A 16,023-nucleotide genomic window follows, 5' to 3' on the forward strand; every position below is an offset into this window, starting at 1 on the left:
TGGGCCACCGTCCCGGCCTAATCAACCTTCCCAATGGGAGCCATAATTGGCGGGAGGCTGACCTGGGCCGCCGGCTCAACGCTCCCGCTGGGACTCCTGCCACTCCTCGGCGGCCTCCTCCACGCCGGGTTCGTCGCTGCGGTTGCGCCTCCTGGCGGTAGGCTTCTTCCTCGCGCACGTCGTCGATCACGCTCATCAGCTCGTTCACGTCCACGGTGCCGGTGTCGTGCTCGAAGCAGCCGGTCAACGGGCTCTCCGGGTGCAGTTCGCCGGCTTCGTAGAGCGCCCAGATCTCCTTGCCGTAGTCGGTGCCGAGCAGCTCCGGGGCGAAGCGCCCGAAGTAGCGACGCATGTTGTCCACGTCACGCTCGAACATCCACTCGGCGCTGTTGTTGCCGGCGGCGTCCACCGCCTGGGGCAGGTCGATGATCACCGGGCCGTCGGTGGCCAGCAGCACGTTGAACTCGGAGAGATCGCCGTGCACCAGGCCGGCGCACAGCATCTTGACCACGTCGCGCAGGATCTTGGTGTAGTACTCGCGGGCCTGTTCGGGGCTCAGGGTCACGTCGTCCAGTCGCGGGGCGGTCAGGCCCTCGGCATCGCTGATCATCTCCATCAGCAGCACGCCGTCGATGAAGCCGTAGGGCTGCGGCACCCGCACGTCCGCCGCCGCCAGCCGGTAGAGGGCATCGACCTCGGCGTTGAGCCAGGCCTGCTCCTGCTCCTTCTGGCCGTAGCGGGTCTTCTTGGCCATGGCCCGCGAGCGGCGGCTGTTGCGCTCGCGGCGCCCCTCCTGGTACTGCACCGCCTGCTTGAAGCTGCGCTGCTTGGCCTCCTTGAAGACCTTGGCACAGCGCCGCTCGCCGTGGGAAATCACCACGAAGACCTGGGCCTCCTTGCCGCTCATCAGCTGGCTCTCGACTGCGTCGACCAAGCCATCGTCGATCAGCGGCTGCAATCGTTTAGGTACCTTCACCTATCCTCCTACTGGTCAAAGCGGCCATCAGCGGCTGACGCGCCGGGCGCGAAACGAGCGCCCCTTGAGCTTGCCCGTGCCGAGCTGGGCAAGCGCCGCCTTGGCGACCTCGCGCTGCACCGCCACGTAGGCGCTGCGCTCCAGCACCTTGATCTTGCCCACCTGGGCTCCTCGATGCCCCCTCGCCGGTCAAGGCACCGAGGATATCGCCGGGACGCACCTTCTGCTTCTTGCCGCCGTCGAGCTGCAGCGTGGCCATTTCCGGCAGGAACGGCTCCCGTGTCAGCACGCTGCGCGGCGGCAGCGGTGCCTCCTCGAGCGGCTCACCGAGGAATTCGTTCAGCCGCTCGAGGCGATAGGCCTCGCTCTCGCTGACCAGGGTACAGGCGATGCCGGAGCCGCCGGCGCGGCCGGTACGTCCGACGCGATGCACGTGGACCTCCAGGTCGCGGGCGATCTGGTAGTTGAATACCGCATCCAGCGCGGCGATATCCAGCCCGCGGGCCGCCACGTCGGTGGCCACCAGGATGGAGACGCTGCCATTGGCGAACAGCACCAGGATACGGTCGCGATCGCGCTGCTCCAGGTCGCCGTGCAGCGCCAGGGCGCTGAAGCCCGCCTCAGCGAGGGCGTCGGCGAGCGCCTGGGCCTCACGCCGGGTGTTGCAGAACACCACGCTGGAGCGCGGCCGGTGCTGCAGCAGCAGCCCGCGCAGCGCGGCGAAACGCTGCGTCTCGTCGGCCACCCGGTAGACGCGCTGGCGAATGGTGCTCTCGTCATGGGTTTCGGCCACCGCCACCTCGGCCGGGTCACGCATCAGCCCCTGGGCGATGCCCCTGACCTCGTCGCTGTAGGTGGCGCTGAACAGCAGGGTCTGGCGGCTGGCGGGCGTCGCGGCGACGATCGCCTCCAGGCTGGGCTGAAAGCCCATGTCGAGCATGCGGTCGGCCTCGTCCAGCACCAGTACGTCGAGCGCGGCGAGATCGAGCGCGCCCTTGCGCAGGTGCTCTTCGATACGACCGGGCGTGCCCACCACCACATGCGCGCCATGCGCCAGCGAGGCCAGCTGCGGGCCGAAGGGCGCCCCACCGCACAGGGTCAGCACCTTGACGTTGGGCAGCGTGCGCGCCAGCCTCCGGAGTTCGCCGGCCACCTGGTCGGCCAGCTCGCGCGTGGGGCAGAGCACCAGCGCCTGGACCCGAAAGCGCGAGACCTCGAGGCGCGAGAGCAGCCCCAGGCCGAACGCCGCGGTCTTGCCCGAGCCGGTCCTGGCCTGGGCGATCACGTCGCGGCCCGCCAGCACCGGCGGCAGGCTGGCGGCCTGCACCGGCGTCATGGCGTGGTAGCCAAGCGAATCGAGATTGGCCAGCAATTCCGGGGCCAGGGGCAGCGAGGCAAACGCCTCATCGTGGGGGGTATCGGACACAGAAAGAACCTGCAGAGATTGAGCGGTTGCCGGGGCGGCAAGCAAAGGCGGGATGCGGCAAGGCACAAGCCGGGGATAAAACCAGTCAGTCAGGGTAGCAGAAAGCGCCATGCGCTGACGAGCGAAGCCGCCCGGCTTTGCTGGCTGCACGAAAAGCCAGCGGCCAACGGCCGCTTAACGCCACTGGCCGGAGCGGCAAGGCATGACGGCAGCGAAGCTGCGCCATGGACAAGCTCCCGCGGTTGAGCGCCCGCCTGCAGAATAGGCCATGACACGCATCATGGCCGCGGCGGGAGTGACGATTTAGGGCTGTTCCCCGGCAGGCCGGTTTCGTAGAATCCAGCCTCGTATTCGATGCCACAGGACAACGCTATGGGCAGGGCCTTTCAGAACCGCAAGGAATCCATGGCCAAGACGGCCGCCGCCAAGACCAAGGTGTACAGCAAGTACGGGCGCGAGATCTATGTCTGCGCCAAGCAGGGCGGCACCGACCCCAACGGCAACCTGACGCTGCGCGGGCTGATGGAACGAGCGAAGAAGGATCAGGTGCCGAGCCACGTGATCGAGAAGGCGCTCGACAAGGCCAGCGGCGTGGGCGGCGAGGATTATTCACCGGCCCGCTACGAAGGCTTCGGCCCGGGCAACTGCATGGTCATCGTCGACTGCCTTACCGACAACCCGAACCGCACCTTCGGCGACGTACGCGCCTGTTTCAACAAGGCCAAGAGCAAGCTCGGCACGCCGGGCAGCGTCAGCCACATGTTCGATCACTGCGCCATTCTCGCCTTCGCCGGCAACGACGAGGAAGCGACGCTTGAAGCGCTCATGGAGGCCGATGTCGACGTCACCGACATCGAGAATGAGGAAGGCCGCATCACCGTCTTCGCGCCGCACACCGAGTATGCCAAGGCCAGGCAGGCGCTGGTCGACGCCTTCGGCGACATCGACTTCGAGGTCAGCGAGATCCAGTTCGTGCCCCAGACTACCACCACGGTGGAGGGGGACGACGTGGCCCTGTTCGAGAAGCTGATCGACACGCTGAGCGACCTGGATGACGTGCAGAACGTCTACCACAACGCCGAGATCGCCGGCTGACGTTCAGCGGCACCATCTCCAAGCAGGCCCATACGCAAGAAAAACCCACACCAGCCTCAGCCGGTGCGGGTTTCGACGTTTGAGCGCAGCACTCAGGTCCGGCCGCTGCCGCCCTTGTGCGCTCCGTCGCCACGCGAGGCAGCGGTGCCTGCACTCTTGGCGGCTCCTTCGCTCTTTAGCCCGCCTTCACCCTTGCCGCCGGAACCGGCCTTGGCATAGCGCTCCTCGCTGGAAGGATTCTCCACATAGCCACGCGACGAACCGTGGGACTCCTCGTTCGCCGACGCATGGCTGCGCACCTCGGAACGCACCCTGTCGGCAGTTTCATGAATTTTTTCCTTGGCGTGATCCATCTGCTCGTGGCCGTACTCGGAGGCCCGATGCATGGCCCGGTCGCGCACCTCACCGAGATGGCGATTCTCGACGCGGGTGGGGGCAAACAGGCTGCCCAGGGCCGCGCCAACCGCCACCCCCAGCGCTCCGGCGATCAGCGGGTGGTCCTGCACGAACTGGGTGATGCCATGCCCCGTGTCACGGGCCCTGTGGCTCACCGCATCCATGGCCGCATGCTGGCGCTCATTGACATGCGACGCTCCGCTGCGCAGCTGGCTGCCTACGTGCTGGGCCTGATGCTTCACCTTGCCCATCATCTGCTGGGCCTTGTCCGTCATCTGGTGCGCCTTGTCGGACAGGCCGCCACCATGCTCGTGGGACTGATGCTCGGGGGACTGAGAACCTGCGCCTGACGCATGCTGCTGCGTGGCGCCGAGCGCCGCGGGGTCATGCCCCAGGGTGGTGGTGCCGGCGCCGGTAGGGGTCTTGCTCTGGGAATGGGTATCGTCTGCCATGTCGCCTCCGTTCGGCATACGCGAATGAGTGGGCACGGTGGCGCCAGGATAGCCTGCTTGGCGCCTGTACCCGCCGGGTCGATGTTCCGTCTCGCCCTGATGGTGGTCGTCTTGATGGTAAGCGTGCCGCTGGCCGCGCTGGCTAAGCATCAGCCAGCCAAGCCCGACGCCGGTGAGCACCACCGGCAGCGGATTCTCTCGCACGGTTCTGCCCAGGCTGTCGGCGATCTCGTGTGCCCCGCCGTGGCGCAGATAGTCGTAGGTGGCATTCATGAGCTGCTGGGGCGAGAAGCGCTCTTCAATCTCATGCAGGGTTTCATCCAGGCGTGCCCGTGCCTGATAGATCTCGTTTTCGATCTCTTCCGGCTTGCGCCGCCTGCTGTCGCTCATCTCAGCTCCTCCTTGACCACATCTTCATGCTGCTGAGCGAGCTCCCTGTCACGGCGGAAACTGGCCATGGTGCGCGTCGGCATCAAGGCCTCGCGGTCGAGCTTCTTGCGCCCGGCCTGCAGCATGATGAAGCCGATGATCACAACCACCACCCCGACGATCAGCGCCGATAGCCACGGCGTGGTCTCGGGCGGCAGCACCGTGTTGAGCCCGAAGACAGCCGCCGCCAGCAGTACCAGGAAGCCGCACAGCAGCACCCCGCCGGCAATGGCGATCGCCGCGACGCCGCCCATGGCCTGGCCGGCCTTCTCCGTCATTTCGACCCTGGCCAGCTCGGACTCCTTGCGTACCAGGGCGGTGACTTCACGGGTCAGGCTGGAAAACAGCGCACCGATGGTGCTCTCTCCCGTGCCGCCCCCTCCCGTTCTGACTCTGCTTTCTGGCTCCATGAGAAAAAGCCTCCTTGTTTCACCGGCAAGACGGGGCTCGCCTCACCAGCGCAGTGTCACGTGAGCTATGAGGAACAGACGATGAACTCCCTCTCGTTCAGTGAGGGCCATTCATCGACGTCATGGATGACGCCTGGCTCGACCGACCGGACGAATGGGCGCCATGCTCGGCAGAGCTGCGCAGGAAGCGCGACAACATGAAGCCTGCCGCAACGGCACCGCCGAGAAACAGCGCGGGATGGCGGCGGCCGTAGTCGCGGGTCTGTTCCATCAGACTCTGCAGGTCGCGCTCACGCAGGGTGCGTGACACCTGGTCGGAGCGGTGGGCCAGCTCGTGGAGACAATCGGAAAAATAGGGCTGGTGCTGCTCTTCGAACTCGTCGGCCATCTTGTGCAGCACAGTCGATACCTTCTCTGCCTGCTCCGCGGCGGCCGCCTTCTGTCGATCAAGCAGCCCTTGCGCCTGCTCACGGGCGGCATCGCGCACCTCCTCCTTGGCTTGCGAGGCTTCACGCTTGAGCTCGTCACCCAGCTCGGATGCATGCTCGGAATAGCCCTGGTTTGTGCGGCTGTCGGTCTCTCTCATTTGCTACCTCCATGTCCTGCAATGTTCACCGTCGCCTTTCGCGCAAGGGATAAGGCCACGCCTTTCCTTCGCTATCATTCGAAAAATAGCTGCCGTCACCACCCTGTCAATGCAAGCCGCCAAACCAGCAGTGGCGGCGCTTTGGGTTACAACACTGCGCAATAAATCGCAACTTTCGGACACTCGAAAGAAAGGGGCGGGCCCTCAGAAAGGGCGGGGTAAATTAGTTGCGGCGCCGATCGTCCAGGGCCTGACAGCGCGGCCGACCGGCGGGGAAAGTGGAGGTAGACGAGCTCGCCGGTGGCGAGCCCAAAGGAATGCCCATCACGCCTGACCGATGAACGCCTGGTACGCCTCCCAGGCATCGTCAACGCCTGCCTCGAGGAACCGGCGCCCATGCTCGACGCTGGCCAGCGCGGGATTGGAGCCCATGCGGCCGTCGGGGAAGCGGCGACGAAACGCCTCGGCATGGCACTGGGCGCTGCCGACAGGCGCCACGGTCGGCGACATGGCCACCTGCTTGACCGCCTGTGGGCAGGCGTACCACGACAGCGACACCTCCGAGGCGGTCGCGTGGGAGCCTTCGGCGTTGCCATACAGGGCTTGCGCCAGCTCACGTACGCGGGGGCCAGCGAACCAGTTGTGGGTGGTCAGGTTCAGCGAGGCGAGCGGAGAGGCGTAGCCCATGCTCTGCTCCGCATAAACCTCGGCATAGGCCGCACTCAGGGTGGCGATGTTGCCGCCATGGCCGTTGAGGAAGAACACATGGGTGAAGCCATGGCGGCCCAGCGACACCACGGTATCGCGTACCAGCGCGATCAGAGTGCTCGGGCGCAGGCTGATGCTGCCGGGAAAGGCCAGGTGATGCTGCGCCATGCCAAGGCTCAGCGTCGGCCCCACCAGCACCCCTCGCGCTCACCGAGCTCCCAGGCGATGGCCTCGGGGCAGATGGCGTCGGTGCCTACCAGGCCGTTGGGCCCGTGCTGCTCGGTGGAGCCTATGGGCAGGATGATGCCGGTGGCGTGTTGCAGGTAAGCCTCGACCTCCTGCCAGGTAGCATGCTGCAGCCTCATCGTCTCTTCCTCGCTGGGTGGGGCCTGTCGGCAGTGGCCGGCTTGCGGGCGCCGGCTTGCCGAGGCGAGCCTGTCATTGGGTGTCGCGGGCGGGGCTCGGCGCAACCGTGTCGCAGCCCATGACTCCCCCTTGGCCCAGTGCGCCGCGTCGACTTCATTGAAGAACACCTGCACGCTCTCCGGCGTGCTGCCGTACACCGCCACGAAGGCCTCGGTGATGCGCCGCGCGAGTTCGCGGCGCTGCTCGAGCTCGCGGGGGAACTGCTGAATGGTCACGATGGGCATGCCCGGCTCCCTGCTGAAAAGCCTCTATCGTCCGGCGAAAGCCCGCTCGCCGCAACCCTGCTTCCGGCATGGCGGTGGCAGGCGTCGGCCACGCTGACTAGGCTGAACGAAGCACACCCATGCTTGCCACCAGGAAGGAGGAAGCCATGCCCGCCAAGTCCCAGGCCCAGCAGATGGCCGCCGGTGCCGCACTCTCGGCCAAGCGCGGCGAAAAGAAGGTCAGCGAACTGGAAGGGGCCGCCAAGCAGATGTACGAGTCGATGGACGAGAAAGAGCTGGAAAAGATGGCTTCTACCCGCCAGAAGGGCAAACCCGAGCACAATCGCAAGTCCTGAAGGGGAACGCCCCGTGCCGCGCCGGTCGACTACGCTGAGATGAAGCGTGGCTGAACGCGGCACGACGCTGCGTGACGCCATCCAGCGCTAATGAATGAATGCAGCAGGGCGAAACGCAGCAGGATGAAGGCCGCAAGGCGCAGCCGGCCGGCCTAGAGCAAGCTGCAGGGGCCTGGCCAGGGAGAGCGAATGCAGAATCGAGAGGTCGATGTCGCCATCATCGGGGCCGGCACCGCCGGGCTGAGCGCCTGGCAAGCCGCTCGGCAGCATGGCGATAAGATTGTGCTGATCGAGGGCGGCGAAGGCGGCACCACCTGCGCCCGCGTGGGCTGCATGCCATCCAAGCTGCTGCTCGCCGCCGCCGAGGCGGCCCAGCGCACCCGCGACGCCACCGGCTTCGGCATCCGCACGGGGTCGGTCGAGGTCGACGGGGGTGCCGTCATGGCGTGGCTGCACCAGGAGCGCGACCGCTTCGTCGGCCAGGTGCTCGACTCCATGGAGCGCATCCCCGCCGAGCAGCGCCTGGCCGGCACCGCCCGCTTCGAATCGCCCCAGGTGCTGCGGGTCGGCGACGACCTGCGCGTGAAGGCACGCGCCATCGTCATTGCCACGGGCTCGCGCAATCATTGGCCCGACCTCTTGAGCAACGCCGGCGACCGGCTGGTCGTCAACGACGACGTCTTCCGCTGGCAGACGCTGCCCGAGTCCGCGGCAGTATTCGGCCCCGGCATCATCGGCCTGGAGCTGGGCCAGGCCCTGCATCGCCTGGGGGTACGGCTGCGCATCTTCGGCAAGAGCGGCTCCCTCGGCCCCTTCCAGGATGCCAAGCTGCGCGACTATGCCGACCGAACCTTCAACGAAAGCTTCTATGTCGATCCGCAGGCCAAGGTCGAGGAGATCAGGCGAGAGGGCAACCAGGTTGCCATTACCTTTCAGGAGCGCCACAGCGGCCGCCGCCTCACTGAACGCTTCGACTACCTGCTGGCCGCCACCGGCCGGCGCCCCAACCTCGAAGCGCTGGCACTGGAACAGGCCGAACTGGAGCTGGACGAGCACGGCGTGCCCCATTTCGACCGCTTCACTCTGCAGTGCCACGCCGCCGACGGCGGCCCAAGCCCGGTCTTCATCGCCGGCGACGCCAATCACGAACTGCCTCTGCTGCATGAAGCCAGCCTGCAGGGGCGTATCGCCGGCGACAATGCCGGCCGCTATCCCGAGCGGCGCGCCGGCCGCCGCACCACGCCGCTGTCGATCGTCTTCACCGACCCGCAGATCGCCACGGTCGGGCTCAGCCGCCAGGCACATGAAGAGCGGCTGGGCGGCTGCCGCCACGTGGCCACCGGCGAAGCCTCCTTCGAGGGCCAGGGGCGCGCCGTGGTGATGCGCCAGGAGCGCGGGCGCCTGCACCTGTATGCCGAGCACGGCACCGGGCTGCTACTGGGAGCGGAGCTGTTCGGGCCGCAGGTGGAGCACATGGCGCACCTGCTGGCCTGGGCCGTGGAGGAGCGAGCCTGCGTCAGCCGCCTGCTCGAGATGCCCTTCTACCACCCGGTGCTGGAAGAAGCTCTGCGCAGCGCGCTGCGCGATCTCAGCGCCAAGCTGGAGCATGGACCGGCAATCACGGCCCGCTGCCTCGAATACGGCCCGGGGATTGAGCGAGGCTAGCGCTTGCTGAGGCCAGCCCTTTTCCCTGCGCCAGCGCGCACGTTAAGCTGACCCCCTGCCGCCCACGGGCGATGCGCTGGAGAAACAAGCCAATGGCCGATACCACCTCCCACCTGGCGGCGCTGCGTGCCGGCATTGCCCGCCTCGCCCAGCTGGCCGACCGCGAGCACGTCGCCGAGGCCCAGCACCTGGCCGACTCCCTGCAGGCCGAGCTCGATCAGGCCTTTCCCGAGGCCGGGCCCACCGCTGCCGGGCAGGCCACTCCGACCAGGCCCCGCCACGAGGTGCTGCGCTGCCCCCGCTGCTCGCTGCGTGCCTTCACCTTCGAACCCGGCACCCTGCGTCGCGCCGATACCGACACCGGCCTCGAGGCGCGCTTTCACTGCCTGAGCTGCGGCCACCGCGACTGGCACGAAGCCGACTGATGTCACACCACCGCGCTTAGCGCTCGAACTCCCGCAGCGCCTGCTCGCAGCCCATGCCGACCTGCTCGCCGCCGCCCAGGTCCACCCAGGGCAGGATCGCCAGGGGCAGGGCCACGATTGCGCCCAGCACCGACAGCGCCCCTCGCGCCAGCAGCTCGCGAGTGATCACGTTGACTTCCGGCTCGCGCAGCGGCCCTAGTAATTGCACCGGCGAGTTGCCGGTGAACAGGGTCAGGTCGCGGTTGTGCCCTTCGAAGGCCATGTCGAGCTGCTCCGTTTCCAGGTTGATCGCCCCGGCACCGGTGAAGTGTGCGATCTCCGTGGCCATGAAGAACTGCGCCAGGTCGACCACCCCTCGCTCGGCGACTAACTGCACGTAGCTGCATTCGAGCTGGACCTGCTCCTCACCGGTGAGCGCGGCCAGCAGCGCGTTGGCTACGTTCAGCGGCAGCAGCTCGGCGGCAATGATGTCCAGCCACCCCTGCGCCATTGCCAGTTCAAGTTCGCCATCGAGCCCGGCCATGACCTCATGCAGTGAGCGCCCGTGATAGTGGAAGTCGCCACGCCCGCCGATCACGCCCAGGGTATCCCGGGCGACCTCGGGCAGGCCCGCCTCGTCCAGCAGCGCCTGCAGGTTGACCTGGTCGATGGCGAGCTGGAGGCTACCCTCCAAGGCCTCCTGGCGTGCATCCATCACCCAGGAGGCACTCACCTGGCCACCGCCGAGCCCCACCTGCAGCGGCTCGACGCTCATCACTCCACCTTCCAGCTCAAGCGCAAGGGCCAGGTCGGTGAAGGGCACATGCTCCGCCTGAACGTTCGCCGCCTGGTAGTCCAGCACGATATCGGTGCCACGCAGCGCCTCCAGGTCCCAGGGGCGGTCGGGGAACAGCATCTGGCGGCTCTCCTCCTCCGCGTCCCAGCGCTGCTGTTCGGCAGAAGCCGTCTCGCCGGGTCCGGTATCCGGTGACACGCCCAGCATCGGCAACAGGTCGTCGGCTTCCAGCTGCCGTGACACCAGCGTGGCCCACAGCTGCGGCGGCTCGCCCAGCCGCAGGCGCACATCACCGGCCACATCGCTGTCGCCGAAGGAGCCGTCGAGGCCGTCGAGGGTGAGCAGGTCATCGGCGTAGCTCAGGTAGCCGCTTACCCGGTAGGGCGGCAGCTCAGGCAGGTTGATCCCGGTCAGGTCGGTCAGCTGCGCCGGGCTCGGCCCTTGCAGAGTGAGGTGCCCTTCCACCGACCCCAGGGCAAAGGGCTGTACCGCGCTGCCATCCAGGCTGAGATGCGTGTCGCCGGCGCTCAGCTCCCCGGCCACCGGATAGGGAGTCTCATCGTCGGTAAGGTCGAGCAGCGGCCCGACGTGCAGGTCGAAGGCAAAGGCTCACCGGCGTAGCGACCATCACCGACCAGATGCACCCGCGGCTCACCCTCCCGCTCGACGCTGTCGGCACGCAACGAAAGCGACAGCTCCCACTGCGGCGCCTCGTAGTCCAGGCGCGTGTCATCGAAGACCAGCCCCTCCTCGACCCGCTGCAGGTTGAGCTCGCCGTCCAGCGTGCCTATCTCCCCGAGGCCGAACGGTGCCAGCGCCGCCGTCAGGTCGATTCGCTCGAAGCGCGCCGACAGGTCGGCTGCCAGCCGGCCGTCTTGCGATTCGAGCCAGCCCTGCGCCCACAGCGAGCGCGCACCCTCCTCGTCCGTGGCCTGGTAGGCTTGCAGCCGCTCGATCGTCAGCCGCCCTTGCGACACGGCGGCCTGGGCCTCCAGGTCGTGCAGCGACTGGCCGCCGTAGTGCAGGCGCTCCAGCGCCAGATCGAGCTCCGCCTCGATGGCTTCGAGCTCGGCCAGCACCTGCGCCAGGCCGCGATCCCACTCGCCCGCCTCGGGGTCATCCGGCTGCGCCGCGTCTTCCTCGTCGGGGCCCGGCATGAGTCCGAGGCGGTCCAGGTCGAGGGTATCGCCATGCAGCCGCACGGCCAGTTGGGGCGACTCGGCCCCGAGGTCGAACGCCAGCGCGCCCTCCAGTCGACTATCGCCGAGTTGACCGACGAAATCCTCGACCGCGCCACGGCGCTCCTCGATGTCGAACTGCGCACCAGCCTGGAACTGCACGTCATCCTGCTGCACCTCGCCTTCACCCTGCAGCCTCAGGCTTAGCGCCCCCGTGCTCTCGCCGGGTGTCTCGAAGGCGACCTCAAGCGCAATGGCTTGCCCCTCATCGCGAAAACTCAGCGCGCCCTGCTCGATGACGAAGACTTCGGGCCAGAGCAGGGCCTCCTGCTCCTGCGTGGGCTCGCCGTCCATCAGGTCATCCAGGTTGGTGCTGCCGTCGTCGCGGCGAAGCACCAGGAGCTCGGGGCGCTGCAGGGCGACGCGTTCCAGCTCGATCTCGCCGCGCAGCAGGCGACCCACGTCGAGGGTAATGGCAAGCTGGTCGATACGGGCCAGATCGGGCGTCTCGGCCCAGTCGGGGTTGGCAATGCGCACCTCGTCAAGCTCCAGGGTCAGCGGCAGACCCCAGCGAATGCCATGATCGGCGATCTCTACCCGGCGCCCCAGCTGCTCGCTGGCCTGGTCCTCGAGCCAGCCCCGCATCCAGGCGGACTCCAGGAACAGCACGGCGGCCACTCCCAGCCCAACCAGCATGCCCAGCGCAATTGCCACGATCTTGGCTCGCTTGCCCACGGTGTCATCCCTGTCTGCCACGCCTTCCCTAACCATGGACAGGGATGGCGCCACAGTCCAAGCGAAGCGGCAACGTAACCCAGGCGAGGCGCTGTTGGCTGACCGCGCCAACACACCGAGCGTGACGGAGCCTTACCAAGGCGTACAGGCCAACGCTGCCCAAAGGCGGTAAAGCTTCTATGCTGAGAGTCAGGAACCTGCACGCAAGGAGTACCACCCACCCTGATACCTACCGGTCAGAACAGGAGGTTCACATGAAGGTCTATAAACCTGAGTGGCAATGCACGTTCACCGTGAACGAAGGCGCGCAAGGAAATGCGAACTGGAAGGAGCGTATTGCCTGGTACCTGCGGCAAATGGCCGACAGACTCGATGGCAACGGAAGAACTGTCAAGATCGAATGCAGCGTGATGCCGGAAGTCAGCCGCCAGGACGTCGATACCTGCCTGGTGAAGGGCTTCGAAGTGACGCATAACCTGTTGAATCAGCTGGCCCAGCAGGCCGCCTGTGAAGACGTGATGCGCGATGCCAAGGCCGAGCTCTTCGAGGAGCAGCAGCACCGCTGAGCCCTTGGCATGCCCTGCGGCCACATGTCGGTCACCCACCCACTGCCGTTAAGCGCAGCCAGCCCTTTCTGTGGTAGACAGGCCGTGCCGACTGCCGCTGCGCCTGCTGCCCACCCGCAGAGCAAGCCAGTCGTGGTGTCCCGCCCAAGCAGCCAGGGACTCACACAAGCAAGAAAAGCCGGGACTCTCGCCAAGAGGGCCTGTAGGCTGAACTGATGCCCGTTTCATACGAAAGGAACAGCGGCATACGCGCCAGCGCAACGGATGTCACCATTTCGTAAAATTGGTAAGCTGATTACGCAGTCCTGTTACCACGGAGAAAATGCCACGCTCGATCATTCCAAGCTTGCACAGGAGGTTCTCATGAAAGTCTACAAGCCTGAATGGCAGTGCACGTTCAGTGTTAACGACGGGGCGGAAGAACGCGCAAGCTGGAAGGAGCGTATCGCCTGGCGCATTAGAGAATTCGCGGACAAGCTGGACGGTGGCGGAAGAACCTTGAAAGTGCAATACACCATCTATCCCTTGGTCAGCCGGCAGGAGATCGACAACTGTCTTGGCAAGGGCTTTGAAGTCACGCAAAGCCTGCTCACCCAGTTGGCCCATCAGGCCGCCTGCGAGGATGTCATGCGCGACGCCAAAGCGGAACTTTACCAGCAAAGCCGCCAGCAGTGATCACTTGCCCCATGGCCATGCCATGGGGCGCTGGTCGCCAACTGCTTGAGGTCAAAGGGGTTGTAGGGCAGGCGAGCGGTTCAGCTTCCAGCATGGTTACAAAAATACATGCTGCACCGCAGCAATTCAGCCTACCCTGAGGGTGTCGTCCCACAAGGAGGACCCCCGATGACTCTATCCGATGTGAAACCCACGCCGTTCAACACCGAAGTAATACTCCATTGGGCACAGCAAGCCCGCGAGCAACGTAACGCGTTCGACGCTTTCGCCGACTACCTTAGGCTCAACCCCGCCAACCGAGCCCAGCCAGGACGCAGCGGGCCCTCGCGGAATCCCCACTAGGAGTAACCCACCCTCAGGAGGCGTCACGCCTCCTGTTTAGTTACCAAGGTACGCGCCTGTCCTGAAATACGCGCTTGGCCCGACGGACCGCGCCTGGCCCGACATACCGCCAGCCTAACCAAAGAAACTTAGCTTCAACCCAGCGCATCACGCACCCGCTGGGCAGCGGCCGACAGCGCGTCGGGCGTGGCTTGGGGCAACCCCACGACCTGGATGTCCTCCATCGCATCGAGCGGCACCAGGTGAACATGCACATGAGGTACCTCGAGCCCGACCAGCATCAGCCCGACCCGCTCGCAGGGAAAGGCCTTTTTCAGGGCCTTGGCCAGCGTTCGGGAAACCGCCATCAGGTGATCGCTGAGCTCGGCCGGCAGGTCGTCCCAATGGTCGATCTCCTGGCGCGGTATCACCAGCAGGTGGCCAGGCTTCATCGGGTTCAGCGTCATGATCGCCACACACTGCTCGTCGTCCCACACGAAGTGGCCCGGAAGCTCGCCTTGCATGATACGGGTAAACACCGTTGCCATTTCACGCCTCCTCAGCAGGCTTTTGCACTAAAGCGAATAGACCCCAACTACGCTGATAACGCAATAGAACGCACGGTGAGCGAAACGGCACACTTAATATGTCGCCAAAAAGTGACACATAACAACATGATTTTACTTAATTATTTCTAAACCCCCTGCCAAGCGTCCGCAAATGGCGACAGATATGAGTGCCGAAAAGAAGGAGTTGGCCAACCCAGGCTCCCCTCGCCGCCTTTTCGTAACACTAAGAAACTGTTAGATAACAAAAATTTTAACAGCTGGCATGTTTATCGCTTACATTAGTTCCAGTGACAGGCGAGACAGGAAGGCACGCTGGCAAAACCCTCGTGCCGCCCCAGGCCCGGAGCTCTTGCTTCGCCATGGACAGGCCCACGGGACAGGAGTCCCGGCAAGCTCGGCCCACAGTTTTCATTGCTGATCGTTCCGGCAGTTTCACGGTCAGCCGGCAATGACCGATAGTTCCCTGCGTACTTGGGCCGCTCCGCGGCCTTCTTTTTTATCGGTCTAGACAGCAAGAGAACTGGTCGCCACCCCATAGGAAGACGTTATCACGCCGGCATTGCAGTAAGACTCAGGAAGAGGCGTTGCACATGAAGGTCAAATTACCGTCCCATTTAAGCTCAGCCCATGCTGGCGCAGTGCTCGGCACCATTCTGCTGCTGGACGCGGCGCTCGCCCTGGGCAACCTGGTGCCCCAAGAGCTGGCCCTGTTCCCCGCTACCGCCTACGCGCTGCAACTGCTGATTCCCCAGGCGCTTCAAGCCAATCCTATGCTCGTCTCCTTCCTGGCGGGCATCCTGGCCACCGTGGCCACCCTGCTCATCCCGGCCTGGAAATGGCAGCAGGTGCGTGAAGCCAAGCTGCAGGCCGAGCATCGGGCGCTTAGAGCCCGCAACGAAGCACTGCACAAGCAGGCCGCCAGCGATGGCCTGCTTGCCATGGCCAATCGGCGCGAATTCGAGCGCGTCTACCAGCTGGAGTGGCGCCGCGCCGCACGTGAGCACCAGCCGATCAGCCTGCTGCTGATCGATGTCGATCACTTCAAGCTCTACAACGACAGCTACGGCCACCTGGAAGGTGACGAATGCCTGCGCCAGGTCGGCGATGTGCTGCAGGCTGCAGCGGCTCGCCCCGGCGACCTGGTGGCACGCTACGGCGGCGAAGAGATGGCGATCATCATGCCGCGCACCAGCCTGGAAGGTGCGACGCGCATGGCGCAGCGCGTGCATAGCCTGCTGGCCGAGCGTGCGCTCAGCTTCCCCGAGTCGCCAGTTGCCGACCATCTCACCGTCAGCATCGGCGTCGCCTCCACGCTTCCCCAGCATGGCAGCGATCGCCACACCCTGATCAAGCAGGCCGACGAGGGGCTCTATCTCGCCAAGGCGAAAGGGCGCAATCGAACCGGCAGCGTGCCGCGCCTGCGGCTGATCGCCAGCGAACCGGACAGCGCCCCCAGCCTGGCCGGGCAGGCCTGAAGCCTGTGGCGGCGATGCCAAGCCTCGAAACTTGAGTTCATCGCCGCCCATTTTGCAGGTATCAGTGCCAAACCGTTTTGAACTGCAGGAACCGTGGGGTTGCCGCGATCAGGCTGGGCGGTTACTATCCAGACAGCTCGCCAGCACCTCATCGATGTCAGCGATAACCGCCACAC

15 protein-coding genes and 2 pseudogenes are annotated in these 16,023 nt (G+C 65.7%); 7 read left to right on the forward strand and 10 right to left on the reverse strand.

The features are described from left to right. Window positions 1–151: 151 nt before the first annotated feature. Window positions 152–976, reverse strand: a pseudogene (locus ACUDAL_RS13105) (PA4780 family RIO1-like protein kinase); the annotation flags it as partial. Between the two features lie 27 nt (window positions 977–1,003). Further along, window positions 1,004–2,402 (reverse strand): annotated as a pseudogene (gene dbpA / locus ACUDAL_RS13110) (ATP-dependent RNA helicase DbpA). Window positions 2,403–2,774: 372 nt separating this feature from the next. Between dbpA and ACUDAL_RS13115 the strand changes: the two are divergent. Then, a complete protein-coding gene (locus ACUDAL_RS13115) occupies window positions 2,775–3,497 on the forward strand; it encodes a YebC/PmpR family DNA-binding transcriptional regulator (protein ID WP_444678425.1) in 723 nt (240 codons plus the stop codon). Between the two features lie 92 nt (window positions 3,498–3,589). On the opposite strand, the gene ACUDAL_RS13120 is transcribed toward ACUDAL_RS13115, so the two are convergent. The 5 genes from ACUDAL_RS13120 to ACUDAL_RS13140 form a co-directional block, all read right to left on the reverse strand. Further along, window positions 3,590–4,735 carry a DUF3618 domain-containing protein gene (locus ACUDAL_RS13120; protein WP_444678426.1) on the reverse strand — a complete coding sequence of 382 codons (1,146 nt, stop codon included), beginning with the start codon at window positions 4,733–4,735 and terminating at the stop codon, window positions 3,590–3,592. Beyond that, window positions 4,732–5,184: a phage holin family protein gene (locus tag ACUDAL_RS13125; RefSeq protein ID WP_444678427.1), complete on the reverse strand. Its 453-nt coding sequence runs from the start codon at window positions 5,182–5,184 to the stop codon at window positions 4,732–4,734. Before ACUDAL_RS13125 ends, ACUDAL_RS13120 begins: the two co-directional genes overlap by 4 nt. Window positions 5,185–5,281: 97 nt before the next feature. Next, the gene (locus ACUDAL_RS13130) at window positions 5,282–5,770 is read right to left on the reverse strand and encodes a hypothetical protein (RefSeq protein ID WP_444678428.1); all 489 of its coding nucleotides are present in this window, start codon (window positions 5,768–5,770) and stop codon (window positions 5,282–5,284) included. A 324-nt stretch (window positions 5,771–6,094) separates the two neighbouring features. Beyond that, window positions 6,095–6,670: a creatininase family protein gene (locus ACUDAL_RS13135; protein ID WP_444678429.1), complete on the reverse strand. Its 576-nt coding sequence runs from the start codon at window positions 6,668–6,670 to the stop codon at window positions 6,095–6,097. Next, entirely contained in the window at window positions 6,655–7,128 is a 474-nt protein-coding gene (locus ACUDAL_RS13140; protein ID WP_444678430.1) for a creatininase family protein, read from the reverse strand. Before ACUDAL_RS13140 ends, ACUDAL_RS13135 begins: the two co-directional genes overlap by 16 nt. A 146-nt stretch (window positions 7,129–7,274) precedes the next feature. On the opposite strand from ACUDAL_RS13140, the gene ACUDAL_RS13145 reads away from it, so the two are divergent. From ACUDAL_RS13145 to ACUDAL_RS13155, 3 genes are all read left to right on the forward strand, one after another. Then, a complete protein-coding gene (locus ACUDAL_RS13145) occupies window positions 7,275–7,463 on the forward strand; it encodes a DUF3008 family protein (RefSeq protein ID WP_444678431.1) in 189 nt (62 codons plus the stop codon). A 189-nt stretch (window positions 7,464–7,652) separates the two neighbouring features. Then, window positions 7,653–9,128 carry a dihydrolipoyl dehydrogenase gene (locus tag ACUDAL_RS13150; RefSeq protein ID WP_444678432.1) on the forward strand — a complete coding sequence of 492 codons (1,476 nt, stop codon included), beginning with the start codon at window positions 7,653–7,655 and terminating at the stop codon, window positions 9,126–9,128. Between the two features lie 92 nt (window positions 9,129–9,220). Continuing rightward, window positions 9,221–9,553, forward strand: coding sequence for a hypothetical protein (locus tag ACUDAL_RS13155; RefSeq protein ID WP_444678433.1), 333 nt, complete (start codon window positions 9,221–9,223; stop codon window positions 9,551–9,553). A gap of 16 nt (window positions 9,554–9,569) precedes the next feature. Here ACUDAL_RS13155 and ACUDAL_RS13160 read toward each other — a convergent pair whose 3' ends face one another. Beyond that, on the reverse strand, window positions 9,570–10,871 hold the full coding sequence (locus tag ACUDAL_RS13160) for an AsmA family protein (RefSeq protein WP_444678434.1): 1,302 nt from the start codon (window positions 10,869–10,871) through the stop codon (window positions 9,570–9,572). Then, on the reverse strand, window positions 10,856–12,241 hold the full coding sequence (locus tag ACUDAL_RS13165; protein ID WP_444678435.1) for an AsmA family protein: 1,386 nt from the start codon (window positions 12,239–12,241) through the stop codon (window positions 10,856–10,858). Before ACUDAL_RS13165 ends, ACUDAL_RS13160 begins: the two co-directional genes overlap by 16 nt. 254 nt (window positions 12,242–12,495) lie before the next feature. Between ACUDAL_RS13165 and ACUDAL_RS13170 the strand changes: the two genes are divergently transcribed. Further along, complete coding sequence (locus tag ACUDAL_RS13170; protein ID WP_444678436.1) at window positions 12,496–12,807, forward strand: hypothetical protein; 312 nt, start codon at window positions 12,496–12,498, stop codon at window positions 12,805–12,807. 363 nt (window positions 12,808–13,170) lie between these two features. Beyond that, complete coding sequence (locus ACUDAL_RS13175) at window positions 13,171–13,482, forward strand: hypothetical protein (RefSeq protein ID WP_444678437.1); 312 nt, start codon at window positions 13,171–13,173, stop codon at window positions 13,480–13,482. Between the two features lie 476 nt (window positions 13,483–13,958). Here ACUDAL_RS13175 and ACUDAL_RS13180 read toward each other — a convergent pair whose 3' ends face one another. Then, the gene (locus ACUDAL_RS13180; RefSeq protein ID WP_444678438.1) at window positions 13,959–14,351 is read right to left on the reverse strand and encodes an HIT family protein; all 393 of its coding nucleotides are present in this window, start codon (window positions 14,349–14,351) and stop codon (window positions 13,959–13,961) included. 659 nt (window positions 14,352–15,010) lie between these two features. On the opposite strand from ACUDAL_RS13180, the gene ACUDAL_RS13185 reads away from it, so the two are divergent. Beyond that, window positions 15,011–15,847 (forward strand): diguanylate cyclase, encoded by an 837-nt coding sequence (locus ACUDAL_RS13185; protein WP_444678439.1) that lies wholly within the window; start codon window positions 15,011–15,013, stop codon window positions 15,845–15,847. Window positions 15,848–16,023: the final 176 nt, after the last annotated feature.

Origin of the sequence: Halomonas sp. E19 (assembly GCF_052439355.1) — a bacterium.
GTDB lineage: Bacteria > Pseudomonadota > Gammaproteobacteria > Pseudomonadales > Halomonadaceae > Halomonas.